The sequence below is a fragment of the Amycolatopsis sp. NPDC051045 genome (genome assembly GCF_040682955.1).
Taxonomy (GTDB): domain Bacteria; phylum Actinomycetota; class Actinomycetes; order Mycobacteriales; family Pseudonocardiaceae; genus Amycolatopsis.
In genome coordinates, this window is sequence record NZ_JBFBCC010000018.1 from 55,140 (window position 1) to 78,308 (window position 23,169).

At 72.3% G+C, this 23,169-nt stretch carries 23 protein-coding genes and 1 pseudogene; 11 read left to right on the forward strand and 13 right to left on the reverse strand.

Translation table 11 applies throughout. From position 1 onward, the window contains the following. Window positions 1-11 precede the first annotated feature (11 nt). Window positions 12-3,401: an indolepyruvate ferredoxin oxidoreductase family protein gene (locus AB0M80_RS33580; RefSeq protein WP_364572987.1), complete on the forward strand. Its 3,390-nt coding sequence runs from the start codon at window positions 12-14 to the stop codon at window positions 3,399-3,401. Here AB0M80_RS33580 and AB0M80_RS33585 read toward each other — a convergent pair. The 3 genes from AB0M80_RS33585 to AB0M80_RS33595 all read right to left on the reverse strand — a co-directional run bounded on the left by AB0M80_RS33585 (window position 3,382) and on the right by AB0M80_RS33595 (window position 5,407). After that, window positions 3,382-4,008: a response regulator transcription factor gene (locus AB0M80_RS33585; protein WP_364572989.1), complete on the reverse strand. Its 627-nt coding sequence runs from the start codon at window positions 4,006-4,008 to the stop codon at window positions 3,382-3,384. The two genes, AB0M80_RS33580 and AB0M80_RS33585, sit on opposite strands and share 20 nt — an antisense overlap. A 65-nt stretch (window positions 4,009-4,073) precedes the next feature. Continuing rightward, window positions 4,074-4,580, reverse strand: coding sequence for an ATP-binding protein (locus AB0M80_RS33590; RefSeq protein ID WP_364572991.1), 507 nt, complete (start codon window positions 4,578-4,580; stop codon window positions 4,074-4,076). 185 nt (window positions 4,581-4,765) lie between these two features. After that, window positions 4,766-5,407, reverse strand: a complete 642-nt coding sequence (locus AB0M80_RS33595) for an NAD(P)H-dependent oxidoreductase (protein ID WP_364572993.1) — start codon at window positions 5,405-5,407, stop codon at window positions 4,766-4,768. Window positions 5,408-5,489: 82 nt separating this feature from the next. On the opposite strand from AB0M80_RS33595, the gene AB0M80_RS33600 reads away from it, so the two are divergent. Then, the gene (locus AB0M80_RS33600; RefSeq protein WP_364572995.1) at window positions 5,490-5,969 is read left to right on the forward strand and encodes a MarR family winged helix-turn-helix transcriptional regulator; all 480 of its coding nucleotides are present in this window, start codon (window positions 5,490-5,492) and stop codon (window positions 5,967-5,969) included. A 3-nt stretch (window positions 5,970-5,972) separates the two neighbouring features. On the opposite strand, the gene AB0M80_RS33605 is transcribed toward AB0M80_RS33600, so the two are convergent. The 4 genes from AB0M80_RS33605 to AB0M80_RS33620 form a co-directional block, all read right to left on the reverse strand. Continuing rightward, window positions 5,973-6,575 carry a precorrin-3B C(17)-methyltransferase gene (locus tag AB0M80_RS33605; protein ID WP_364572997.1) on the reverse strand — a complete coding sequence of 201 codons (603 nt, stop codon included), beginning with the start codon at window positions 6,573-6,575 and terminating at the stop codon, window positions 5,973-5,975. A gap of 124 nt (window positions 6,576-6,699) precedes the next feature. Next, window positions 6,700-7,281, reverse strand: coding sequence for a CPBP family intramembrane glutamic endopeptidase (locus AB0M80_RS33610; protein WP_364572999.1), 582 nt, complete (start codon window positions 7,279-7,281; stop codon window positions 6,700-6,702). Next, window positions 7,278-8,174 (reverse strand): NAD(P)H-binding protein, encoded by an 897-nt coding sequence (locus AB0M80_RS33615; protein ID WP_364573001.1) that lies wholly within the window; start codon window positions 8,172-8,174, stop codon window positions 7,278-7,280. Before AB0M80_RS33615 ends, AB0M80_RS33610 begins: the two co-directional genes overlap by 4 nt. Before the next feature lie 10 nt (window positions 8,175-8,184). Then, a complete protein-coding gene (locus AB0M80_RS33620; protein WP_364573003.1) occupies window positions 8,185-9,108 on the reverse strand; it encodes an EamA family transporter in 924 nt (307 codons plus the stop codon). A gap of 73 nt (window positions 9,109-9,181) precedes the next feature. On the opposite strand from AB0M80_RS33620, the gene AB0M80_RS33625 reads away from it, so the two are divergent. Then, entirely contained in the window at window positions 9,182-10,105 is a 924-nt protein-coding gene (locus tag AB0M80_RS33625; RefSeq protein WP_364573005.1) for a LysR family transcriptional regulator, read from the forward strand. Window positions 10,106-10,135: 30 nt separating this feature from the next. On the opposite strand, the gene AB0M80_RS33630 is transcribed toward AB0M80_RS33625, so the two are convergent. Beyond that, window positions 10,136-11,026 (reverse strand): LysR substrate-binding domain-containing protein, encoded by an 891-nt coding sequence (locus AB0M80_RS33630; protein WP_364573007.1) that lies wholly within the window; start codon window positions 11,024-11,026, stop codon window positions 10,136-10,138. Window positions 11,027-11,110: 84 nt separating this feature from the next. Between AB0M80_RS33630 and AB0M80_RS33635 the strand changes: the two genes are divergently transcribed. Then, a complete protein-coding gene (locus AB0M80_RS33635; protein WP_364573009.1) occupies window positions 11,111-12,070 on the forward strand; it encodes a threonine/serine dehydratase in 960 nt (319 codons plus the stop codon). Here the strand turns inward: AB0M80_RS33635 and AB0M80_RS33640 are convergent. Together AB0M80_RS33640 and AB0M80_RS33645 are read right to left on the reverse strand one after the other, a co-directional pair. After that, window positions 12,012-12,830, reverse strand: a complete 819-nt coding sequence (locus AB0M80_RS33640; protein WP_364573011.1) for an LLM class flavin-dependent oxidoreductase — start codon at window positions 12,828-12,830, stop codon at window positions 12,012-12,014. The genes AB0M80_RS33635 and AB0M80_RS33640 overlap by 59 nt on opposite strands. Window positions 12,831-12,913: 83 nt before the next feature. Next, on the reverse strand, window positions 12,914-13,744 hold the full coding sequence (locus AB0M80_RS33645; protein WP_364573013.1) for a peptidoglycan-binding protein: 831 nt from the start codon (window positions 13,742-13,744) through the stop codon (window positions 12,914-12,916). Between the two features lie 428 nt (window positions 13,745-14,172). On the opposite strand from AB0M80_RS33645, the gene AB0M80_RS33650 reads away from it, so the two are divergent. From AB0M80_RS33650 to AB0M80_RS33670, 5 genes are all read left to right on the forward strand, one after another. After that, window positions 14,173-15,225 carry a C40 family peptidase gene (locus AB0M80_RS33650; protein ID WP_364573015.1) on the forward strand — a complete coding sequence of 351 codons (1,053 nt, stop codon included), beginning with the start codon at window positions 14,173-14,175 and terminating at the stop codon, window positions 15,223-15,225. A 55-nt stretch (window positions 15,226-15,280) separates the two neighbouring features. Beyond that, entirely contained in the window at window positions 15,281-15,703 is a 423-nt protein-coding gene (locus tag AB0M80_RS33655; protein WP_364573017.1) for a hypothetical protein, read from the forward strand. A gap of 66 nt (window positions 15,704-15,769) precedes the next feature. Further along, window positions 15,770-15,970 (forward strand): DUF3072 domain-containing protein, encoded by a 201-nt coding sequence (locus AB0M80_RS33660; protein WP_013227672.1) that lies wholly within the window; start codon window positions 15,770-15,772, stop codon window positions 15,968-15,970. 189 nt (window positions 15,971-16,159) lie between these two features. Further along, window positions 16,160-16,438 carry a hypothetical protein gene (locus AB0M80_RS33665; protein WP_364573019.1) on the forward strand — a complete coding sequence of 93 codons (279 nt, stop codon included), beginning with the start codon at window positions 16,160-16,162 and terminating at the stop codon, window positions 16,436-16,438. 32 nt (window positions 16,439-16,470) lie between these two features. Beyond that, window positions 16,471-16,647 carry a hypothetical protein gene (locus AB0M80_RS33670; RefSeq protein ID WP_364573020.1) on the forward strand — a complete coding sequence of 59 codons (177 nt, stop codon included), beginning with the start codon at window positions 16,471-16,473 and terminating at the stop codon, window positions 16,645-16,647. A 4-nt stretch (window positions 16,648-16,651) separates the two neighbouring features. Here the strand turns inward: AB0M80_RS33670 and rho are convergent, their stop codons facing one another. Further along, window positions 16,652-17,713 (reverse strand): transcription termination factor Rho, encoded by a 1,062-nt coding sequence (gene rho, locus AB0M80_RS33675; protein WP_364573022.1) that lies wholly within the window; start codon window positions 17,711-17,713, stop codon window positions 16,652-16,654. Window positions 17,714-17,955: 242 nt separating this feature from the next. Here rho and AB0M80_RS33680 point away from each other — a divergent pair, with 242 nt between their 5' ends. Then, window positions 17,956-18,477 (forward strand): ATP-binding protein, encoded by a 522-nt coding sequence (locus AB0M80_RS33680; protein ID WP_364573024.1) that lies wholly within the window; start codon window positions 17,956-17,958, stop codon window positions 18,475-18,477. Window positions 18,478-18,854: 377 nt separating this feature from the next. Here AB0M80_RS33680 and AB0M80_RS33685 read toward each other — a convergent pair whose 3' ends face one another. Together AB0M80_RS33685 and AB0M80_RS33690 are read right to left on the reverse strand one after the other, a co-directional pair. Next, window positions 18,855-19,067, reverse strand: coding sequence for a hypothetical protein (locus AB0M80_RS33685; RefSeq protein ID WP_364573026.1), 213 nt, complete (start codon window positions 19,065-19,067; stop codon window positions 18,855-18,857). Between the two features lie 96 nt (window positions 19,068-19,163). Beyond that, entirely contained in the window at window positions 19,164-21,401 is a 2,238-nt protein-coding gene (locus AB0M80_RS33690) for a PHB depolymerase family esterase (RefSeq protein WP_364573027.1), read from the reverse strand. A gap of 148 nt (window positions 21,402-21,549) precedes the next feature. Here AB0M80_RS33690 and AB0M80_RS33695 point away from each other — a divergent pair. Then, a pseudogene (locus AB0M80_RS33695) lies at window positions 21,550-23,116 on the forward strand (alkaline phosphatase D family protein). Window positions 23,117-23,169: the final 53 nt, after the last annotated feature.

Genomic DNA, 23,169 nt, shown 5'->3' on the forward strand with positions numbered 1-23,169 from the left:
GGAGCCGCGCCGTGGAGACGTTCACGCTGGAGGACCGCTATCTGCGGGAGGCCGGAACCGTGCACCTGACCGGGGTGCAGGCCCTCGTCCGGTTGCTGTTCGACCGCGTCCGCCACGACCGCGCCCGCGGCGGCGACCCCGCCGTCTTCGTCTCGGGCTACGAAGGCTCCCCGCTGGCCGGTTACGACCTCGAACTCGGCCGCCGCGCGACGCTGCTGGAGAAGCACGATGTCGTGCACCGGCCCGGTCTCAACGAGGAACTGGCCGCGACGTCGGTCATGGGCAGCCAGCTCGTCGCGGGTGCCGGCGGGCGCCGCGGTGTCACCGGCTTCTGGTACGGCAAGGCCCCCGGGCTCGACCGGGCCTCCGACGCGCTCCGCCACGCCAACCTGGCCGGCACCGACCCGCGGGGCGGCGCGGTCGCGCTCGTCGGCGACGACCCCAACGCGAAGTCCTCCACCGTCCCCTGCGCGTCCGAGCTCGCCCTCGCCGATCTGGCCATCCCGATCCTCTACCCCGCCGACCCGCAGGACGTCCTCGACCTCGGGATGCACGCCGTCGAGCTGTCGCGCGCGGCCGGGGTGTGGACGTCGCTGAAGATCGTCGCCAACGTCGCCGACGCCTCCGGCACCGCGACCGTCAGTCCTCAGTGGACCGCCCCCGAACTCGGGAACGCCTACCGGCACACGCCGACGTCCCGGCTGCTCGGCGCCGGCCTCGCCGAACTGGAGCGCAGCCTCTTCACCGTCCGGCTCCCCCTGGTGCTCGACTACCTGCGGGCGAGCGGCATCAACCGGATCACCAGCCGCGGGCCGGCCGACCGGATCGGCATCGTGTCCGCCGGAAAGTCCTATTTGGACCTCCAGCAGGCGCTGCGCACCCTGGGCTTGGACGCGGAAGCGCTGAACCGGTACGGCATCCGGGTGCTCAAGCTCGGCGCGATCCACCCCCTCGAACCCGGCATCGTCCGCGAGTTCGCCGACGGCCTCGAGGAGATCGTCGTCGTCGAGGAGAAGCGCGCGTTCGTCGAAACCGCGCTCAAGGAAACCCTCTACGGCCTTCCCGGCGCACCGAGGATCACCGGCAAGAAGGACCTCGACGGCCGGACGCTGTTCACCGAGCTCGGCGAGCTGGACCCGGACGGCATCGCGGCCGGGCTGGCCCGGCGCCTGCCCGGGGACATCCCGCCGGTCGCAGCCTGGCGCGGACGGCGCCGCCGCGAGCGCATCTCCGTGCCGCTGCTCGCGCGCACGCCGTACTTCTGCTCCGGCTGCCCGCACAACTCGTCGACGAAGGTCCCGGAAGGCACGCTGGTCGGCGGCGGCATCGGCTGTCACACCATGGCCCTGTTCATGGAGCCCGACCAGGTGGGCACCGTCCTGGGCGTGACGCAGATGGGCGGCGAAGGCACGCAGTGGATCGGCATGGCGCCGTTCGTCGAGGCCGGGCACTTCGTCCAGAACATCGGCGACGGCACGTTCACCCACTCCGGCAGTCTCGCCGTGCGCGCGGCGGTCGCCGCCGGGGTGAACATCACCTACAAGCTGCTCTACAACTCCGCCGTGGCGATGACCGGCGGCCAGGACGCGGTGGGCGGGCTGCCCGTGGAGAAGGTCGCGGAACTGCTGCTCGTCGAGGGCGTACAGCGAGTCGTGATCACGAGCGAGGCGCCCGCGCGGCTGCGGCGCCGGAAGCTGCCTGCCGGCGTCGAGGTCCGCGACCGCACCGAACTCCTGCGCACGCAGGAGGAACTGGCGGCGGTCCAGGGCGTGACCGTGCTGATCCACGAACAGGAGTGCGCGGCCGAGAAGCGCCGGAAACGGCGCCGCGGCAAGCAGACCGCGCCCGCGACGCGCGTGGTGATCAACGAGCGGGTCTGCGAGGGCTGCGGCGACTGCGGCACCAAGTCGAACTGCCTGTCCGTGCAGCCGGTGGCGACCGAATTCGGCCGCAAGACGGCGATCCACCAGTCGTCGTGCAACGTCGACTACTCCTGCCTGGCCGGCGACTGCCCATCGTTCGTCACCGTCGTGCCGACCGGCCGCAAGCAGCGCCGGAAGGCGGCCGAACTGGCCGCCGACGCGGTTCCGGCGCCGGAGACCCCGGCCAAGGACTTCACCGTGCGGATCACCGGCATCGGCGGCACCGGGGTGGTCACCGTGACCCAGATCCTCGCCACGGCCGCGGTGCTCGACGGGCGGCACGTCCGCACGCTCGACCAGACCGGGCTCGCGCAGAAGGGCGGCGCGGTGGTCTCCGACCTGAAGGTGACGGCGGAACCGGTCGAACAGGCCCCGAAGCTGGCTGCCGGCGAGTGCGACCTCTACCTGGCGTGCGACGCGCTCGTCGGCGCGGACGCGGCCAACCTCGGTGTCGCCGACCCGGCCCGCACGACTGCCGTCGTCTCCACGACCGAAGTCCCGACCGGCCGGATGGTCGTCGACACGACGGTGTCCTTCCCGGACCCGGGCAGCGTTCTCGCGCCCATCGATACCGCCGCGTCGCGCACGGTGTCGCTGGACGCGCGCGGGCTGGCCGAGGAGTTCTTCGACGACGACCAGTTCGCCAACGTGCTGCAGCTGGGCGCCGCCTTCCAGACCGGCGCCATCCCGCTGCCCGCCTCGGTGATCGAGCGCGCCATCGAGCTGAACGGCACCCAGGTCGCCGCGAACCTGCAGGCGTTCCGCCGCGGCCGCCTGCTCGTCGCCGATCCTCCGGCGACAGCGCCGTCCCCGAAGCCCGAGACCGCGAAGCCCACGGCGGCGCGGGCGCTCGTCCACGCCGAGCCGGGCTCCGAGCTGGCCCGCCTGCTCGACATCCGGATCCCCGACCTGGTCGCCTACCAGGACCAGGCCTACGCCCGCGCGTACGCGGAATTCGTCGAGCAGGTGCGGGTGCTGGAGGACGGGCCGACGGAGATCACCGAGGCGGTCGCGAAGCACCTGTACAAGCTGATGGCGTACAAGGACGAGTACGAGGTCGCCCGGTTGTCGCTGGACCCGGCGTTCACGGACGGTCTCGAGGAGCAGTTCGGTGTGGGCACGCGGTACGCCTACCGGCTGCACCCGCCGGTGCTGCGGGCGCTCGGCATGAAGCGCAAGATCAGCCTCGGCCCGTGGTTCCGCCCGGCGTTCCGGCTGCTGCACGCGCTGCGGCGGCTGCGCGGCACCCGCTGGGACCCGTTCGGCCGCGCCGAGGTGCGGCGCGTGGAGCGCGAGCTGATCGAGGACTACCGCAGCGTGGTCCTGCGGGCGTTGCGCGCCGGGGACGTCGACCGGGCGCGGGTGCTGGCGCTGGCCGAGCTCCCCGACCTCGTCCGCGGCTACGAAGACGTCAAGCTGGCCAACGTGGCCCGGTACCGGCAGCGGCAGGCCGAAGTCCTCACGCCCGCAGGTAGCTGAGCATCGCCTGGGCACCGTCGGGGACGCGCAGCTTCGCGCTGACGTCCCCGGCGTGCTGCCGCGCCGCGGCGGTGCCGATGCCGAGCAGCCGCCCGATCGTCGGCACCGAATGGCCTTCGGCCAGCAACGCCACCACTTCGCGTTCCCGCGCGGTGAGCGTCGCGACCGGGTCGCCGGGCCGGGGCCGGGCCAGCTGGACCGCCACGACGTCCCGGTCCAGGACCGTGCCGCCGGCGGCCACGCGCCGCAGGGCGTCGAGGAACTCGTCCGGCTTGCCGACCCGTTCCTTGAGCAGGTAACCGGCTCCCCCGTCGCCGGCGGCCAGGAGGTCACCGGCGTAGCCGTCTTCGACGAACGCCGAAAGCGCCAGAATCGCCAGGCCCGGCACCCGGCGCCGGGCTTCGAGGGCGGCGCGCAGGCCTTCATCGGTGAACGTCGGCGGCATCCGGACGTCGACGACGGCCAGGTCCGGCTCCTCGATTTCGACCGACGCCACCAGGTCGCCGGGGTGGTCGACGGCGGCGGCGACTTCGAACCCTTCGCTGCGCAGGAGCAGCACCAGCCCTTCCCGCAGCAGGGCGTCGTCCTCCGCGATCACGATCCGCACGACGGCTGCCTCCTCGCGTCCACGTCACCCCCTGCCTGGATGCACGGACGGGCGAGCGAAAGCGTTCAGCTCTGGCCGGACCAGCCGCTCAGCCGGGTCAGCAGGCGCTCCAGCACCTCCGGATCGGCGACGACCGGATCGCCGGAGACGGGCTCGTCGACGAGCGTCCGGCGCTCCTGGCGCCGCGGCAGGCGCACCTGCCGCGCGGTCATCCCGCCCGGCAGCGGCAGTTCGCACCAGGTGGTCCGGCCGCCGCCGTCGGCGGGCGCGACGCCCAGCCGCTCGCCGGGGCGGGCCTGCGGTTCCGGGCGCCCGGGCACGTCGTCGTCGACCTCGATGGAGAGCACCTCGGCGCGCAGCCGCAGCCGCAGGGTGACGAAGGCGGGCGCCTTCGGGTCGCTGGCGTCGACCACGGCCTCGACCAGCCGTTTCGCCGTGGCGGTCACCTGCTCCAGCATCGGCAGCAGGGACCAGTCGGTGAGGATCAGGCGGACGAACAGCTCGGTGACCGGCAGCGCGCTGGGCTGCGCGACGAGCCGGATGTCGTCCATCTGGGAGGTGTGCGCGCTCAAACCCGACCTTCCTCGCCCAGGCGCCGCCCGTGCCGCGCCATGCCAGTCCGCCCGCCGCGGCACGGTACCGCCCGCGATGGGCGTTGCTGCCGTCGGGGCCATGGGTCGCGCAGCGGCGGGTTCTTCGAGCGGCTCCTGGACTTGGGGCCGGGCGCCGCGGGGTCGCGAGGCCCGGACCCCGCCGGTCAGACGTGTGCCGGGACCCACAGTTCGTCGATGACGCGCTCCGCCGTGGCCAGGCTCGCGTCGGCCAGCGGGATGAGCTCCGCCATCGCCGGGTTCACGTGGGCCAGCGTGAGCTCCGCGGTGATGAAGCGCGGCTCCAGGCCGGTCAGCGAGACGCCGTGGGGGAGCCACTGCTCGGCGTGGTCCCAGCCTTCGCGGGGCGTGCCCTCGCCGTATCCGCCGCCCCTGGACGCCAGCACGATGAACTCGCGGCCGCCGAGCAGGCCCGCCTGCGTCTCGGGGTCGATCGAAAGGCCGGGGGCGATCAGGTGGTCGACCCACGTCTTGACGCTGCTCGGCGCGCCGAAGTTGTACAGCGGCAGCCCCAGCAGGACGGTGTCGGCCGCCTTGATCTCGTCGACCAGCTCGGCGGTCCGCGCCCACGCGGCCGCCTGCTCGGGCGTGTGCTGCTCCGGCGGCACCATCCCGGCCAGCCCGCTCGCGGCGTCGATGTGGGGCAGCGGGTGCGCGCCCAGGTCGCGGTAGGTGACCGTGCCGTCCGGGTGCGCGGTGCGCCACGCCGCCGCGGCCCGCGCGCTGAGCCGGCGGCTCACCGAACGCTCGCCCTGGATGCTCGAGTCGATGTGGAGGAGATGCGCCATCTGATTAGCCCTTCATGGATCGTTTGTGTAGGACAAACCATTAATAGCACATCGACCGTTGGGTCGCCCATATACTGGGCACATGACGTCGCTGCCGGTCGTGAACCAGCCGCCCCACCGCTGCGGGGCGCTGCTCGACCACCTCTCCCGCCGGATGCGGCTGCGCAGCGAGTCGGTGCTGGCCCCGCTCGGCCTGCGGCCGCGCCACCTGATCGCCCTCACCGTGCTGCGCGACCTGGGCGGCAGCTCGCAGCAGGACCTGGCGAAGATCCTGGAAATGGACGGCACGAACGTCGTCGGGCTGCTCAACGACCTCGAGGCCGAGAACCTGATCGAGCGCCGCCGCTCCCCCGTCGACCGGCGCCGCCACGTCGTCGAACTCACCGACGTCGGCGTGAAGCTGCTGGTCCGGGCCGAGTTCGCGCTGGCCGCGGTCGAGGACGAGGTGCTGTGCGGACTGACCGGCGAGCAGCGCGAAACGCTCTACGAGCTGCTCCACCAGGCGACGAACAAGAGCGAGGTCGAAGCCTGCACGGAAGCCGTGACCCGGCCGACCTGCTGAGCGTCAGCCGCCGGCGATGTCCCGGGCCAGCTGCCGGGCCTCGGGCAAGGTGAACTTGCCGGTGATCTGCGTTTCGCCCCCGGTGATGGCGGACTGGACCGCCGGCGCGGTCAGCACCCGGCTCTTCAGCACCACCGCCACCTGCTTGCCGACGTTCTGCCCGGTCCACTCGGCCCACATCCGCGCACCCTCGGCGGTGAAGCTGAGATTGATGACCGAGCTGCCCGTCTGCGGGTCCAGGACGGCGTCCACCCGGCTCACGTCCGCGCCGCTGAGGAACCCGGGACCGAGGACGTACTTCGTGCCCTGGGCGCGGTCGCAGCTGACCAGCGGCAGCGCCGGGTCGTCCCGGCCGTCGAGCGGATCCGGCTTGCCCTGGGCGCAGTCGAATCCCTGCACGGCGGCCTGCTGCGCGGCCGGGTCGGTGCTCTGCCGCTCGGCCGCCGGGCCGGTCGCCGGGCCCGGCTGCACCTCGGTGAGCACCGGCCGGAACCGCAGCTGCGTGCCGTCCTTGACGATGAAGCCGGTCGGTGCGGCTTGACCCGCCACCTCGGCCTGGCACCCGGTGGCGAGCACGGCGACGGCCGCGAGCAGGAGTATCCGCACGCGCCCATTCTGGCGCCCCGGCCTACCCGGCCGCCAGGATCGCTTCGAGCCTCGATGGCGCGGCTGACGAAGCCCGTCGATCGGGTCGGAACTCCGGCCCCGGCGGGGAAAGCGCCCGGTTGACTCAGCCGGGCGGAAACAGCCGCGGCAGGAAACCGAGCATCAGCGCCGACCACACCACGTGCGTCAGCAGGGGCGCCTGCACCCCGCCCGACCGGTGGCGCTGCCAGGCGAAGAGCGTGCCCATCGCCGCCGACGCCAGCACCAGCGCGGGATTGCGGGTCGCCGTCGTGGAAAGCACGTACAGCGCGGTGGCGGCCCGCGCGCCGCTGGCGTCGTAGAGCGCACCGCGGAAGAACACCTCTTCCGCCGCGCCCGTGACCAGCGTCGTCGCCGCCACCGAGGCCGTCGAACCGTGGTGGGCGTGGTCGAGCACGCCGGTGATCGCGCGGCGCAGCGGCGGGATGCGGCGGGCCACCAGTGCGCACCCGTAGAACACGCCGAACGCGCCGGCGCCCGCGGCCACCGGCTGGACGACGTCCCGGCGGCCGCGGGGCACCGGTCCGGCCGCGTGGGCCCCGGCGAGCCACGTCGCGGCGACCGACGCCGTGAGCACGTGGAACCGGCGCGATCCGGGGCGGCTGGCGATCGAGGCGCCGAGCAGCCCCGATCCGGCGGCCGTCACCGCGGCGAGGAAGGGCTTCACCCCGTCCGCCGGCTCTTCGCCCGCTCGCCCAGCGCCTGCAGGACGGCTTCGTCGTAGCCCATCGGCTCGAACTCGACGATCCGGCGGATCGCGTCGTCGCGGACGACCACCTCGTTGGTCATCGAGTCGATCAACGCCCGCCCGGTCGTGACGTCGATGTCCGTGACGAGCGAAAGCCAGTACGACGACAGGCGCGGGGACAGCAGCGGCACCGGCAGGATCACCAGCGGCCGGCCTTCGATCGCCGCGACCCGCTGCAGCATGTCGCGGTAGGCCAGCACCTCGGGGCCGCCGATGTCGAACGTCCGCCCGCCGGCGTCGGGGTGGTCGAGGACGCCGACCAGGTAGCGGACGACGTCGGCGACCGCGATCGGCTGCGTGCAGGTGGTGACCCAGCGCGGGGTGACCATCGCCGGCAGGTGCTCGACCAGCTGGCGCGTCAGCTCCCACGACGTGCCGCCGTGCCCGACCACGATCCCGGCCCGCAGCACCGTCACCGGCACGCCGGTCTCGCCCAGCAGCCGCTCGACCTCGCGCCGGCTGGCCAGGTGCGCCGAAAGCGAGTCGTCGTCGTTCCCCAGGCCGCCGAGGTAGACGATCCGGCGCAGACCCGCGTCGGCGGCGGCCCGGGCGAACGCCCGCGCGGCGGCGGCGTCACGACGCTTGAAGTCCGCACTGTCGAGTGAATGCACGAGGTAGTAGGCGGCTTCGGCCCCCTTGAGCGCGTCACGCAGGGAACCGACGTCGGCGACGTCGCCGCGGACGGCTTTCCCGGCGCCACGGTACTTCGCGGGGTGGCGGGTCATCGCGAGCACCTCGTGCCCGGCCTGTTCCAGCGCCGGGCACAACCGGCCGCCGACGAACCCCGACGCCCCGGCCACCAGCACCCGCATGCCCGCGACGTTAGCCGGGACGGCTCTCGCCCGCAGATCTGCCGCCACCGGCGAAACAGACCGCGGCGACGACACCGGCACAGCCGATCAGCTGTGCCCATCCGAGCGTCTCCCCGAGCAGGCCGATGCCGAGCAGCACCGCGCCGACCGGCTGCAGCAGCATCAGCGTCGCCCCGGTGGTGGCCGACATCCGGGGCAGCGCGGCGGAGATGAGCAGCCAGCCCGCGAGCTGGCCGACCCCGGCGAGCGCGACCAGCCAGCCGAACGCGGGCCGGCCGGGCGCCAGGTCGAGCGTGCCGGTCGGGACGCCGAGCACGACGGCGACCACGCCGGCGGAGACCGTGGCCAGCACCAGCGAGTGCGCCTGCGTGCCCGTGCCGCCGCTGAGCCGGATCAGGAAGAGGTAGCCGGCGTACCCGGCGCCGGCGAGCAGCGCGGCGACCGCTCCGGTGACCGGGTCCGGGCCGAACGAGCCGGTGCCGGCGAACCCGCCGGCCAGCACGATCCCGCCGACCAGCACGGGCACCGCGGCGAGGAACCGCTTCGACGGCCGCTCGGCCAGGAACCCGAACGCCAGCAGCGGCACGATCACCACCTGCACGGCGAGGAGCACGGTGGCGATGCCGGCGCCGACCCGCGGGATCGCTTCGCCCCAGAGCACGAAGTCGAGGCCGAGCCCGGCCCCGGCCAGCAGCGGGAACAGCACGCGACGGCGCGGTGCCGGGCCGGCCTTCCGCCGTTCCCGTCCCGCCAGCAGGAGCAGCACCGGCAGGGCGAGCAGGCAGCGCCAGAACGCACTCGTGCTGCCGCTGACGTGGGAAACCTTGATGAAGACCGACGACAGCGAGATGCAGAAGCTGCCCAGCGCGGCGAGCAGCCGCGGGTCGAAGCGGCGGGTGAACGGCGGAGCGGGCCGGGACGCGGTCGTGGTCACGCCTCCAGCGTGCGGGCGGCAACTGTCAAGGACAAGCGAATGTTTGTGCGGGGAATTCGGTAGCATCACTACCGTGTTCGGACTCGAGCGGATGCGCGCGCTGCACGCCGTCGCCACCCAGGGCTCGGTCGCCGCGGCGGCCGAGTCGCTGCACGTCACGCCGTCCGGGGTGTCGCAGCAACTGGCGAAGCTGGAACGCGAAGCCGGCCAGCCGCTGCTGGAGCCCCGGGGCCGCGGCGTCCGGCTGACGAAGGCGGGCCAGGTGCTGGCCGGGCACGCCGAGCGGATCCTCGCGCAGGTCGCCGCGGCGAAGGCGGACCTGGAACTGCTGCGCGAGGACGTCATCGGGCCGCTGCGGATCGGCGCGATCCCGACGACGGTGCACGCGCTGCTGCCCCCCGCGCTGGCCACCCTCGCCGCACAGCACCCACGGCTCGCGGTGACCCTGCACGAGGGCGAGGCCGAGCAGACGATGCCCCGGGTACTGGCCGGCGACCTCGACGTCGCGGTGCTGGAGAGCTGGAACGACCGCCCGACCGTGCTCCCGCCGTCGACGACGCGCATCGCGCTGTTCTCCGACGTCGCGGACCTCGCCCTGCCCGCCGGGCACCGGCTGGCCCACCGCAAGGCGGTCGATCTGTCCGAAGTGGACGATCTGCCGTGGATCGGCTGGACCGCCGGGTCCGGCTGCCACGAGTGGCTGGTGCAAGTGCTGCGCAAGCAACGGCTGGAGCCCCGGATCAGCTGCACCGTCGGCGGTTACCCGACCCAGCTGGCCCTGGTGGCGGGCAACGTCGGCGCGGCACTGGTGCCCCGGCTGGCGCGCGACCGGCTGCCCGACGGCGTCCGGATCCTGACCACGCGCCCGGCACTGACCCGCACCATCCACGCGATCTGCCGGGCCGGCGAGGAGGACCGCGGTGCGGTGCGGGCGTGCCTGGACGCGTTGCGGGCCGCCTCGGCGCGGTTCGAGAGTGCGGGGCGGCCGGTCGGCTGAGCCGCAGCCGGTTCCCGGCCGTCGAGCCGGCTACCGGGGACGGCTGAGCCGCGCCACCATCTCGGTCACCAGCCGCCCCGGACGCCGGTGGTGCACCAGGAAGATCTCCCGCGCCGGACGCGCGTCGGCCGCGTCCCGCACCTCGACGCGCGCCGGACCCACCCGGTCGAGCACGCTCTCCGGGACGAACGCGATGCCGAGCCCGGCCTCCACCAACGCCAGGATCACCTGGTAGTCCCGGGTCTCGTAGGCCACCCGCAACCGGACGCCGGCGGCGTCGGCGAGCTGCTCGAGGCAGGCGCGGTTGGGCACGCCCGGACTGCCGGAGATCCAGTCCTCCCCGGCCAGCGCGCCCAGGGTGAGCCGGCGAGCGCGCGCCTTCGCGTGGCCCTTCGGCAGGATCAGCCGGAAGCGCTCCGAGCGCAGCAGCGACCGTTCGAGTCCCCGCGGGTCGGGCAGCGGTGCGCCGGGGTAGCGGTGGGTGATCAGCAGGTCCAGATCGCGCGAGCTGACCAGCCCGTACCCGTCGGGCGGCTCGAGGTCCAGCAGCCGCAGCGCCACCGCGGGGTGGTCGCGGCGGAACTCGGCGAGCGCGGCCGGCACCAGCGTCATGCCCGCGCTCGCGAACGTGCCGACGGTCAGCTGCGCCGGCTCGTCGTCGAGCAGGGCGCGGACCGTCCGCTCGGCCGTGCGCAGCTCCCCGACGATCGTCTCGGCGTGGGTGAGCAGCGCCTCCCCCACCGGCGTGAGCGTGACACCGCGAGCGTGGCGGTGCAGCAGGCGGGCACCGACGTCGCGCTCCAGCTTGGCCAGCTGCTGCGAGACGGCGGACGGCGTGAAGGCGAGTCTCTTAGCGGCCGCGGCGATCGAGCCGGCGTGCGCGACCTCGGCCAGCAAAGCCAGGCGATGGGCGTCGAGCACGGGAGCCTCCAGCCGTAAGCATTGCTAAGGTCAGCATAGGAGACGTCGCTGGTGCTTACGGCGGCCCACGCGCATGCTGGGGACATGATCAGCACTGCGGATGTGGAACGGGCGGCCGCACGCATCGAGGGCCGGATCCGCCGGACACCGGTGTTCGCCGCGGACGACGGCGTGTGGTTCAAGCTGGAGCAGGTGCAGCACACGGGGTCGTTCAAGGCCCGCGGCGCCTTCAACCGGATCCTCGCCGCGGGCGAGCTTTCGGCGGCCGGGGTCGTGGCCGCTTCGGGTGGCAACGCCGGCCTCGCCGTCGCCTACGCCGCCCGGGAGTTCGGCCTTCCGGCGCGGGTCTACGTCCCGGCGACCGCGCCCGCGGTGAAGGTGGCCAAGCTGCGGCAGCTCGGCGCGGCGGTGGACCTGGTCGGCGAGAAGTACGCGGACGCCTACGACGCGGCCGTGAAGCACGCGGCGGACGCCGGCGCGCTCTTCTGCCACGCCTACGACCAGCCGGACATCTGCGCCGGGCAGGGCACCCTCGGCCTCGAACTCCTGGACCAGGCCGACGAGCCGGACACCATCCTGGTCGCGGTCGGCGGCGGCGGGCTGCTGGCCGGCGTCGCCGCCGCGACCGAGGGCCGGGCGCGGGTGGTCGGCGTCGAACCACGCACGATCCCGACGCTGAACGCGGCGCTGGCCGCCGGGGCGCCGGTCTCCGTCGAGGTGTCCGGGGTCGCCACCGACTCGCTGGGCGCGACCCGGCTCGGCGACATCGCCTTCGCGGTCGCCACCCGCACGAACGCGGGCTCGGTGCTGGTGGACGACGCCGCGATCGTCCGAGCCAGGGCGATCCTGTGGGACCGCTACCGCCTCGCCGTCGAACCCGGCGGGGCGACGGCGTTCGCCGCCCTGCTCTCCGGCGCCTACCGGCCCGCGCCCGGCGAACGGGTCGCCGTCGTGCTCTGCGGCGCCAACACCGATCCCGCGACGCTCACTTCCCCGACAACCGCTCCACCAGCGGGGCCAACTCTTCGAGGAACCCGCCGTTGACGCTGATGTAGGAGACGCCGAGTTCTTCGCGGCGCCGTTCGAGCTCCGCCGCCATGTCGTCGACGCTGCCGCGGAGCATGGCCAGCGAGTCGTGCTCGACGAGCGTCTCGGCGTCGACCCCGATGAACCGCCGGATCCACGGCGGCACCTGCTCGCCGACGACCCAGACGTTCAGCGCCAGCTCGATGTCGCGAGCACCGGCCGCCGCGCGGATCTCCCCGACGTACTGCGCCATTTCTTCACGGGTGGTCAGCGGGCCACCGGCGAGCGTGACGATGTCGGCCTTCGCCCCGGCGAGGCGGCGCGCCTTCGGCCCGCCCGCGGCGATCATCACCGGCGTGTGCGCGGCACCGTCGAGCCGGCGGACGTGGTCGACGGTCTCGGAGATCGAGTCGAGGCGCTCCTGACCGGAGCCGTACGGCAGCCCGAGCTCGTCGGCCTGCTGCCGCATCGACGGCAGCCCCGTGCCGAGGCCGAGCTCGAACCGGCCGCTGGTGACGACGGTCAGGCTGTGCGCCTCCCAGGCCGCGGCCCGCGCGGTGCGCAGCGGGCTGGCCAGGACGAACGAGCCGACGCGCAGCTCGGTCGTCACCGCGGCGGCGGCCGCGAGCGCCGCGGTCGGCGTCGGCAGGTTCAGGTTGTCCGGGCACAACAGCGTCGAATAGCCGAGTTCTTCAGCGCGGCGAGCGGTGGCGAGCCACTTCGCGCCGCCTTCGGCCGCTCCCGCGACCACGCCGAACCGGAACGCCTTCTGCGGCATCGAAGCACCCCCACATCGTCGGTCCTCCGATCAAACCACCGGTGCGCCCGGCCGTGCCACCACGGCCGGGCGCGCGCCCGGCATCAGCCGCGCTGGTACTCCTCCCAGGTCACCTTCGTCACCTGGGGGCCGTCGTCGGCGCCGCGGCCCGCGAGGCCGTTCATGCCCAGGTAGTAGTCGCCGGTCTGGTGCTGCGCACCCGACGACAGGTCCGGGTCGGAGATCGCCTCCGCGTGGATGTGGTAGTCGAAGCCCTGCGCCGGCGTGCGGTACCAGGCCGCGAACCCGACGTTGCGCAGCGCCTTCAGCAGGTTCGTCCGGTTGGTGGACGACATGCCGGACACCGAGATGTCCATCGCGCCGCCGCCGTCGTGGGTTCCGGCCGAAGCGTCGACACCGCCGGCGTTGTACGAACCCTGCGTCAAGGCGACCTGGAAGCCCGCCTTCCCTTCCGCGGCAACGAGCATCGCCTTGGTGCGGGTGTTGAGCGTCTTGCCGTGGTAGGTCACGTGGCTGCCGGCGGAAACCGGGTTCGTGACCGTGTACCGGCCTTCGCCGAGCGTCTCCAGCGAGGTCTTGCCCGGCAGCCCGGACGCGTCGAGACCGGTGTAGCCCAACGACTTCTGGTACTGCGAGTACGCCGTGATGGTCGTGGAGCCGAAGTAGCCGTCGACGTACTGGCTCGCCAGCAGCCCCTTCGCCTGCAGGGCCTGCTCGACGAGCAGGACGCTGTCGTGCGCACCCGGGGTCAGGGTGTCGTCGGCGCGGCGCGGGTCGATCTGGGCCGCCTTCAGCACGGCCTCCATGTTCGCCCCGGGCAGTGCCGTCGTGGCCGCAGTCTCGGCCTGGGCCGGTGCGGCCACGGCGAACGCGGCGGCGGTGAGCGCCGTGAGCACGGCGGCCTTCGTGAACATTGCGGTCCTCCATGGGTCGGAATCTCTACGGCCATGAGGATCACCCGGCCGGATACAAGGGACGTACAAAAGGCACGGACAAACCCGGGGCTGTTGCCACACCTCCTGCCGGTGACAGAATGTAATCCCAGCCACAGTACCGCCGCGTTTTCACTGGTCCAGCCGTGTGAGCGAGCGTCACGGAGAGTTGCAAGCGCCCCACGCTGGACGTTCTCGTGCTCGTTTCGTAACCTGTTCGAGATCTCGCGGCCCCCGGTCGTCATGAGACGGCGACGCGAGATCGCCGCCGATATCCCCTGCCGGGTAGCGGACCCCACCGCGCGCGCACTTCCTGTTGCGGTCGAGCGCGCGCCGGGGACGGGCGAGGCCCCCGACTCGCCCTCCCGGTACCCGCCGGCGGCCGATCAGCAAAGGAGACCCGCGCGAGAATGCGTTCGCATCCCGTCAAGCGCGTGGTGTCAGGTGCCCTCGCCGCAGCCTCGGTGATCACTGTCGTCACCATGGCCCAGCCGGTGGCCACCGCCGCCCCCATCCCCGTCCTCCAGGCGCCGCCCGCCGGGTCGGACGCCCTCGCCAAGTACCGCGACCTCGCGGCCCAGGCGGAAAAGCTCAACGAGGACCTGCTCCGCGCCCAGGACGACCTGATCGCCAAGCAGGGCCAGCTCGACAAGGCCAACGCCGACGTCACGGCCGCGAAGAACGCCGGTGCCCAGGCGATCGAGGCGAAGCGGGCCTACCAGTCCGAAGTGGACAAGTTCGCCGGCGCGTCGTTCACCGGCGGCGTCCAGATGAACAAGCTGTCGGCCCTGCTGACCGGCACGTCCACCCAGGAATTCCTGGACCGCTCGGCGGCGCTCGAGGTCATCGCGACCGACAAGAACGCCGCGATGGACAACCTCAGCGGCGCGGCGGCCAAGGCAGCGGCGGCCGAGAAGTCGGCCGCCGACGCGGCGAAGCGGGCGCAGGACGCCCGTGACGCGGCGGCGAAACTGGCGTCGGACATCGAGGGCAAGAAGAAGAACCTCCAGGCCCAGATCGACCAGATCGAGGCCCAGAGCCGGAACCTCAGCAGCGCGGACAAGGCTGCCCAGAAGGACACCGGCGGCGCGGCGCCCGACGTCAAGGCGCCCAGCGCGGCGGCGCAGAAGGCGGTCGACGCGGCGCTCAGCAAGCTCGGGAGCGCCTACGTCTGGGGCGCCACCGGGCCGAGCACGTTCGACTGCTCCGGCCTCATGCAGTGGGCGTACAAGCAGGCCGGGATCACCCTGCCGCGAACGTCCTCGGCGCAGGCCGGTGCCGGCACCCCGGTGTCGCGCAGCCAGCTGCAGCCCGGCGACCTGGTCGCCTACTACTCCCCCGTGTCCCACATCGGGATGTACATCGGCGACGGCAAGATGGTGCACGCGCCGACGAGCGGCGACGTCGTCAAGATCTCGCCGCTGATGAGCCAGTACGCGGGAGCCACGCGACCCACCGCGTGAGCCGGTGCCCCGTTCCGCGAGGTGTAGAAATCGCGGGACGGGGCACTTTCCGCGCATGGACGACAACCCTGACGCCGCCACCGTCGAAGCCGTCGGCAAGGTCACCGAGGCGCTCGAGACGATCGAGCGCGCCCGTGGGCACCTCTACTCGTTCCACCAGCTGACCGGGAGCGCGGACCTGGCTCTCGGCGAAGCCGTGCAGCAGCTCGAGAAGGCCGGGCACGGCGACTGGGCGCGGCGGATCTCCGAAGAGCTCATCGGGCTCAACGTATTACCCGATCGGTGGACTTTCCAGGTCGTCGAGGAGTACGACGACGGCTACTACAAGGCGTCCCGTGACTTCGAGCGGGAGCTGCTCGCTTCGCTCACCGGTGGTCGCCGTCACCTGCACGAACAGCAGATGAAGGACGACCGCCGGACGCACGGGCGCCCGGGCCACGAGGCGGGCGGCCCGAGCACGCCGCCGGCGGGCGCGTGAGCGGCGATTGTCGGACCCCTGAGCTACAGTCGAACCCAGACGAACAGATGTTCGATTGGAGGAGTCATGACCGACCAGGTCGAACCGAACCCGGAGAAGGACCCGAGCGACTGGACCACCGGTGACGAGCCGATGACCGGGCCGCAGAAGTCGTACCTGCAGACGCTGGCCCAGGAAGCCGGCGAAGAGGTGCCGGACAACCTCACGAAGGCGGAGGCGTCCGAGCGGATCGACGCCCTGCAGAAGACCACCGGCCGCGGCACCTGACGCTCACCGCGGCGGCCGGTTGCCCCCGCGCCACCTGCGGCCGCCGTGGTCCGGGTGCCGAACCGAGGTGCGGGGTCCGGCCCGGGCGTCGGATCGAGCCTTGGCTGTGCCCGACGCCACGGCTTGCCCGCCGCCGGCGCGGGTAGTCGGCAAGGAGATTGCCCCACTTCCCCGAAGGAGGCCATCCCCGTGTACTTGACCGTGCTGTTCGTGACCTTGGCCGGGTTGCTCGTGCTCGGCGGGACGGCCGTCCGGGAGCTGCCGAAGCCGTATCCCCTCACGGCGAAGCGGACCCTGGTCGCGGCCTGGCTGGTGGCGGCCGCCGGATTCGCCTGGTGGGTCGCGGCGCCCGGGGCCGGTGCGCTCGTCGTCACCGTCGTCGGGTTCGGGTTTCTCGTCGCGACCCTGAACCGCGGGCCCGAACGGCCGTCCTACCCGCCTGCCACTCCGTACCAGCCACCGCGGTGATTGGCGGGGCGAATTCCGGGTACCAGCCGGGAATGTCCCAGCCGAACGAGCAGCAACCCGAGATCGCGCGGCCCGGCACTCCGGATCCCGGCCGGGCGGACGATGATCTCTACCGCCCCGGTGAAGGCGAACCGCCGGACAGCGTCGAGGAAGCCCGCGGCGTCGGGCCGAAAGTGATCGGCGAACTCCGGGAGCGTCGCGGAAGCTGAGTGGTCAGGCCGCTTCCGGCAGCGCCGCACCCGTCACGCGGAACAGGAACTCCGCGTTGGAGCCGGTCTTGCGGAGCTGCTCCAGCAGCTGTTCGATCGCCTGCGGCCCCGGCAAGGCCCGGCGGACGTCGCGCATCGCGGCGAGTTCGCCCGGCGTGACCAGCAGCTCCTCGCGCCGGGTGCCGGATGCCGCCACGTCGACCGCCGGGAAGACGCGTCGCTCGGCGGTTTTGCGGTCGAGCTTGAGTTCGGCGTTGCCCGTGCTCTTCAGCTCCTCGAAGAACACCGTGTCGGCCAGCGAACCGGTTTCCACCAGTGCCGTCGCGACGATGGTGAGCGAACCGCCGCCTTCGACGTTGCGGGCGGCGCCGAGGATCCGCTTCATCGGCTGCAACGCGGCCGCGTCGACGCCACCGGAGAGCGTGCGGCCGGACGGGCGTGCCGACAAGTTGTACGCGCGGCCCAGCCGGGTGAGCGAGTCGAGCAGCAGCACGACGTCTTCGCCGTGCTCCACCAAGCGTTTCGCGCGCTCGACGGCGAGTTCGGCCACCGCCACGTGTTCGGCGGGCGGACGGTCGAAAGTGGACGCGATCACCTCGCCACGCATGGTCCGGCTCAGCTCGGTGACCTCCTCCGGGCGTTCGTCGGCGAGCAGGACCAGCAGCCGGCAGTCCGGGTGGTTGACCGACAGTCCGTGGCCGATTTCCTGCAGTACCGTGGTTTTCCCGGCTTTCGGCGGCGAAACGACCAGGGCACGCTGCCCCTTGCCGAGCGGGGTGACGAGGTCGATGACGCGCGGCAGCAGCCGGGTCGGCGTGGTTTCGAGCAGCAGCCGCTGATCCGGGTGCATCGGGACGAGGTCGGCGAAGCGAGGGCGCGGTTCGCCCGGATCGGCGCCGTTGACGCTGGTGATCTTCTCGGTGGTGCCGGTGATTTCGTCGCCGGGCCGCAGGTTGTGCTTGCGCACCAGGGAAAGCGGGACGGCGACGTCGTCGGGCGCCGGCCGGTAGCCGGGCCGGACGAAGGCGGTTTTGCCGGACAGGTCGAGGATTCCGTGAAAAGACATGGGTGTCTCCTGATGTGGTGATGGCCCGCGCAAAAGGGTGGCGAAGCCGGTATGAGGAAAGAGGCCGAGTGGCCTGGATCCGGGAGCTGCCTCCGGGCGGCCGAGGGGCCGGCATCCGCGAGGAGCGCCTCCACTGTAGCGAGACATCTCACGAAGCACAACGGGTAAGACTCCGTGGCGGTGGGTAGCCCCCAGGAGAAGCCCGCCGAAACGGGGGATCGGCCGACGGATGGGAGCGGATCGTGTATCGACATACTCCGGAAACTGGCGTCGACACGGGCGAGAACACCGACACCGACCAAGCCGGGACCACGGCCCCGGAGCGCACCGCCGCCCGACCCGTGGTCGCCTCGACGTTCGAAGAGCTCGCGCCGGCGCTGCCCAACGAGATGGCCGGGCTGCGGCGCAAGCTGACCCACTGGCTGGGCGAGTTCCCGCTGGACCCGGACAGCACGCACGACATCACGCTGGCCACGTACGAAGCACTGGCGAACGTGGCGGCGCACGCCTACCCGGACGGCCACGGCTGGGCCCGCCTGCAGGCCCGCCGAGAGGGCGACGCGGTAACGGTGACGGTGACGGACACCGGCTGCGGCATCCCGGCAACCCGCCCCCGGCCGGCGGCCCTGTGCACCTCAGGTGGCCGCGGCCTGCGGCTGATCGACCAGGTGACGGACCAGTCCGACATCGACACGGGCACCAAGGGAACCACGGTCCGCATGACGTGGCGCCCGGCCGCCCTTCGCGACGCCGGCCCGGCCTGAGCCGAGGGAGCTCGCGCCGGCTCGCGACACTGTCCGATGGCTCATGACGCTGCCCGCTGACTCGCGAAGCCACGCTTCGGCTAGCCAAGCCACCCGCCGGTTCATCGGGCCCGCGCCGGTTCGCGACACCACCCGGCAGCTCACAGAACCGCCCGCTCGCTCACGAAGCCAGGCGTCAGCTCGCCGAACCACCCACCGGCCGACACCAGCTGCGCGGGCTCGCGACACCGCCCGGCGCCCCGGCAAACCGCCCGCGAACGCCTCAGAACCGCCCGCAGAACCAAGCGCTGCCTAGCCGGCCCGCACCTTCAGCAGCGGTACCGCCATCACCGGCCGCAGCACCGCCTCTCCCCCTCCCCCCACCCAGTGGCGGCTTCTCAGGCCGCCCCGGCCAGGCGGATCAAGCGGTTTCGCGGGTACGAAACCAGCTCTCGCTCCTCGTCCGTGGTGAAGATCTCGACGGAATCCTCCAGCAACTCCGCCGAATTCACCTGCAGCTGCCACGCGGGCAGCCCCGGCGCGGGCTCGTGCCAGAACCACTGGCCCTTGGTGAGCTGGTGCGCCGGGACTGTCGCGTCGTCCGTGTTCATGCGTTGAGGCTATCCGTCACCACCGACAGTTTTCGCACGGCCTCGGCCGGGCGCCGCGGCCACTGTGACCGCGGCCACTTCCACTGTGGACACGCCCTAGCCCGCCGCGCAGGTCACGGTGGGTGCCGTGAGGTTTCCGCCGTGCTGGACGGTGAAGCCGATGACGTTGCCGCTGCCGTTGGGCCTCGCCGTCAGCACGTAGCCGGTGCTGTCCCACGTGCCCGTGTAGTTCCAGCTGCCGGTCACCTTCTGGGGCTCGTGGAACGTCACCGTGAGCACCCAGTTGTTCGTCCCCGACACCGTCACCTGGCCGTTGAAGCCGACGTTCCACTCCGCCGTCTTGGCGTACGTCGCCGTGCAGTTGCCGGGCGGCGGCGTGGTCGTGGTCGGCGGCGGCGGCGTGGTCGTGGTGGGGCCGCCGTCCGGCGGTGCGCCGTTGTTCAGCGCGTCGAGGACCGCGGTGTAGGCCGCCTTCTTCGAGCCGTTGCCGTCGAACAGCAGCGGTGTGCCCGAGGCCCGCCAGGAGTCCGTGTCCCGGATCCCCCACACCGTCATCCCGGTGCACCGCGCCACCGCGAGGCAGGCCTGCGTGACCGTGCGGAAGTTGTTCGCCTGCGCGGTCCCCGACCCCTCGATGTCCAGCTCGGTGAGCTGCACGTCCACGCCAAGGTTCGCGAAGTTCCGGAGCGTGGTCTGGTAGTTCGACGGCACCGGGCTGTTGGCGTTGAAGTGCGCCTGGAAGCCGACGCAGTCGATCGGCACGCCGCGGGACTTGAAGTCCTGGACCATGCGGTACACGCCCTGGGTCTTCGCCTGGCTCCAGTCGTCGGTGTTGTAGTCGTTGTAACACAGCTTCGCGTCCGGATCGGCCGCCCGCGCGGCGCGGAACGCCGCCTCGATCCAGTCGTTGCCCGTGCGCTGCAGGTTCGAGTCGCGCCGGCCACCGGAACCGCCGTCGGCGAAGGCCTCGTTCACCACGTCCCAGGCGTAGATCTTGCCGCGGTAGTGGGTCGCAACCTGGGTGATGTGGTTCAGCATCGCCTGCCGCAGCGCCGAGCCCTCCATGCCCTGCATCCAGCCGGGCTGCTGCCCGTGCCAGGCCAGCGTGTGCCCGCGCATCCGGGCGCCCTGGCTCGTCGCCTGGTTGACGATCCGGTCCGCGTTGCCGTAGCTGAACTGGTTCTGGTTCGGCTCGGTGGCGTCGATCTTCATCTCGTTCTCCGGCGTGATCATGGAGAACTCGCGGCTCAGGATGCCGGTGTAGACGCTGTCCGACAGCTTGCTCGCCGAGACCGCCGTGCCGAAGTAGCGCCCGGTCCGAGCCGCCGCGCTGCCCAAGGTGCTCCCGGCAGGCGGCGTCGACGTGGTGGTGGTGGGAGTGGTCGGCGTGGTCGTGGCCGAACCGCCGCTGTTCAGCCCGAGGAACGCGATCGCGTACGCCACCATCCCGTTCTGCGGCAGCGAATGCCCCGCTCCCTGGACGCTGATCCCCTCGACCGGCGCCTGCGTGCCGGTGCCCCCGTAGCGCGTGCGCGTCCAGCCGGACTGCGGAGCATCACTCGACGACGGCGTCTGGCTCAGCCCCTGCAGGTTGGTCCACTGCTTGATCTCTTCCCCGAAGTTCGGGTAGCGCAGGGTGTCGTCGGCGGTGCCGTGCCACAGCTGCATCCGCGGGTACGGTCCGCTGCGCCCGCCGCTCATCTGGCGGGCCTGGTCACCCCACTGCTGCGCGGTCTTGGTGATCTGGCCGTTCGCGCACTGGCTGTTCCAGCTCGACCCGTCGGTGGTGCCGAAGCAGCCGGCGGGCACGCCCATGAACGCCGAGCCGGCGGCGAACACGTCCGGGTACTCCGCCGCGAGCACGTTCGTCATCATCGCGCCGGAGGAGAACCCGGTGACGAACACGCGGCCGGGGTCGACGTTGTAGCGCTGCTTGGCGTAGTTGACCATCGAGAGGATGCCGACGGGGTCGCTGCCGCCGCCGCGGGTGAGGGCCTGCGGCGACGAAACGTCGAAGCACTGCCCGCTGCGCGTGGCTTCCGGGAACACGATGACGTAGCCGTACTGATCGGCCGTGGTGACGTAGTCGCGGGCGTAACCGTTGTAGATCGCCGATGCCGAGCCGGTGCAGTAGTGGATCGCGACCAGCAGCGCCGGGCGCGAGGCGACCCGGTCCGGGACGTAGGTGTACATGTTGAGGTTGCTGGGATTGCTGCCGAAGTCGGTCACCCGGGTCAACGTGGCCGCGGACGCCGGCTGCGCCGCCACGACCAGCACGATCGCCGCGGCGATCGCCAGCACGGCGGCGGAAAGGGCAGTGAGGAGTCTTCGCACTCGAGGAAATCCTTTCCGGGGGCAGGAGAGGAGCTGCGACGATGGTTCGTCGCCTGGCCCGGGCGGTCAACGATTATCGAAACGTTTCGGGAAGTTTCGAACGGCTCACCGTTCGGCCGCGACGGCGGGCTTCTGACAGGATTCCCGGATGGGAGAGCTGCTGCTGGGTCCGCTGCTGCGGCACGTCGACGCCACCTCGGCGACGATCTGGGTCGAGACGGACGGCCCGTGCGACGTGGGCATCTGCGACGCGGCCGCCCGGACGTTCGAGGTCGCCGGCCACCACTACGCGCTGGTCGTGCTCACCGGGCTGGAACCCGGGCGGAGCACGCCGTACGAGGTGCGGCTCGACGGCGACGTCGTCTGGCCCGAACCCGGCGCCGACCTGCCGCCGAGCCGCATCCGGACGCTGGGCCCCGGCGACCCGCGGTTCCGGCTGGTGTTCGGGTCCTGCCGCAAGCCGCGGGAGCAGGACGCCCTGGGCCCGGACGCGCTCGCCGCCTACGCCCACCGGATGGCCGGGCTCGAGGAGGCCGAATGGCCCGAATCGCTGCTCCTGCTGGGCGATCAGGTCTACGCCGACGAAACCACCGACGCCACGCGGGAATGGCTGGCCGGGCGGCGGGACACGAGCGAGCCGCCCGGCAACGAGGTCGCCGACTTCGAGGAGTACTGCCACCTGTACTTCGAAGCATGGTGCGACCCGGCGGTGCGCTGGCTGCTGTCCACCGTGCCGACGTCGATGATCTTCGACGACCACGACGTCCGCGACGACTGGAACACCTCGCACGCCTGGCGCGAGAAGATGACCGGGACCTCGTGGTGGCCGGAACGGATCCGGGGCGCGCTGGTCTCGTACTGGGTCTACCAGCACCTCGGCAACCTGGGGCCCGAGGAGCTCGCCGAAGACGACCGCTACCAGCAGGTGATCAAGTCGGGCGTGGACAACGCCGGGTTGCTGCGCGAGTTCGCCGACCAGGCCGACCGGGAGGCCGACGGCGCCAAGGGCACGAGGTGGTCCTACCGGCGCGACTTCGGCCCGGTCCGGCTGCTGGTGATCGACTCGCGCGCCGGGCGGATCCTCGAGGGCGGGCAACGGTCGATGATCGGCGACGACGAGTTCCGCTGGATCGAGGAACAGGCCTCCGGTGAGTTCGAGCACCTGCTCATCGGCACGTCGCTGCCGTGGCTGCTGCCCACCGCGCTGTCGGCCGCGCAGTCGGTCAACGAGCGGCTCTGCGCCCGGCCCGGGGTCGTGGGGGCGGGCCAGCGAGTGGCTCCGGCAGCTGGCCGACCTGGAGCACTGGCCGGCGTTCCGCGAGTCGTTCGAGCGGCTGGCGAAGCTCATCGCCCGCGTCGCGGACGGAGGCGCGGCGTCGGTCAACGTGCTTTCGGGCGACGTGCACCACGCCTACGTCGCCGAGGCGTCGTTCCCCGGCGGCACCGCGGCGCCGGTCCACCAGCTGACCTGCTCGCCGGTGCACAACACCGTGCCGTGGTACATGAACCGGCTGTTCCGGGCCGGCTGGTCGCGGGGGCTCACCCGGGCGAGTGAGTGGCTGGCCCGGCGCGCCGGTGTCCCGCCCGCGCCGCTGAGCTGGGCCTGCGTTTCGGGGCCGCAATTCGGGAACGCGGTGATGACCCTGGACGTCGACGGGCGCACGGCGACGCTGCTGCGGCCGGAGGAGGACGGGAAGCCGATCCGGCTGGTCTGAGGGTGGGTGCGGCGCGGCCACCCAGCCGGCGCGGATCCGGGTTAGCCTCGGAG

What these genes read in the sequence shown, in the direction of transcription:
- AB0M80_RS33640 (WP_364573011.1), bottom strand. Translation starts at nt 12,830, where the DNA reads ATGCCGCAGAAGGCGTTCCGGTTCGGCGTGGTCGCGGGAGCGGCCGAA.
- AB0M80_RS33660 (WP_013227672.1), top strand. Translation starts at nt 15,770, where the DNA reads ATGACCGACCAGGTCGAACCGAACCCGGAGAAGGACCCGAGCGACTGG.
- rho (WP_364573022.1), bottom strand. Translation starts at nt 17,713, where the DNA reads ATGTCTTTTCACGGAATCCTCGACCTGTCCGGCAAAACCGCCTTCGTC.
- AB0M80_RS33645 (WP_364573013.1), bottom strand. Translation starts at nt 13,744, where the DNA reads ATGTTCACGAAGGCCGCCGTGCTCACGGCGCTCACCGCCGCCGCGTTC.
- AB0M80_RS33600 (WP_364572995.1), top strand. Translation starts at nt 5,490, where the DNA reads ATGACGTCGCTGCCGGTCGTGAACCAGCCGCCCCACCGCTGCGGGGCG.
- AB0M80_RS33615 (WP_364573001.1), bottom strand. Translation starts at nt 8,174, where the DNA reads ATGCGGGTGCTGGTGGCCGGGGCGTCGGGGTTCGTCGGCGGCCGGTTG.
- AB0M80_RS33595 (WP_364572993.1), bottom strand. Translation starts at nt 5,407, where the DNA reads ATGGCGCATCTCCTCCACATCGACTCGAGCATCCAGGGCGAGCGTTCG.
- AB0M80_RS33650 (WP_364573015.1), top strand. Translation starts at nt 14,173, where the DNA reads ATGCGTTCGCATCCCGTCAAGCGCGTGGTGTCAGGTGCCCTCGCCGCA.
- AB0M80_RS33655 (WP_364573017.1), top strand. Translation starts at nt 15,281, where the DNA reads ATGGACGACAACCCTGACGCCGCCACCGTCGAAGCCGTCGGCAAGGTC.
- AB0M80_RS33685 (WP_364573026.1), bottom strand. Translation starts at nt 19,067, where the DNA reads ATGAACACGGACGACGCGACAGTCCCGGCGCACCAGCTCACCAAGGGC.
- AB0M80_RS33635 (WP_364573009.1), top strand. Translation starts at nt 11,111, where the DNA reads ATGATCAGCACTGCGGATGTGGAACGGGCGGCCGCACGCATCGAGGGC.
- AB0M80_RS33670 (WP_364573020.1), top strand. Translation starts at nt 16,471, where the DNA reads ATGTCCCAGCCGAACGAGCAGCAACCCGAGATCGCGCGGCCCGGCACT.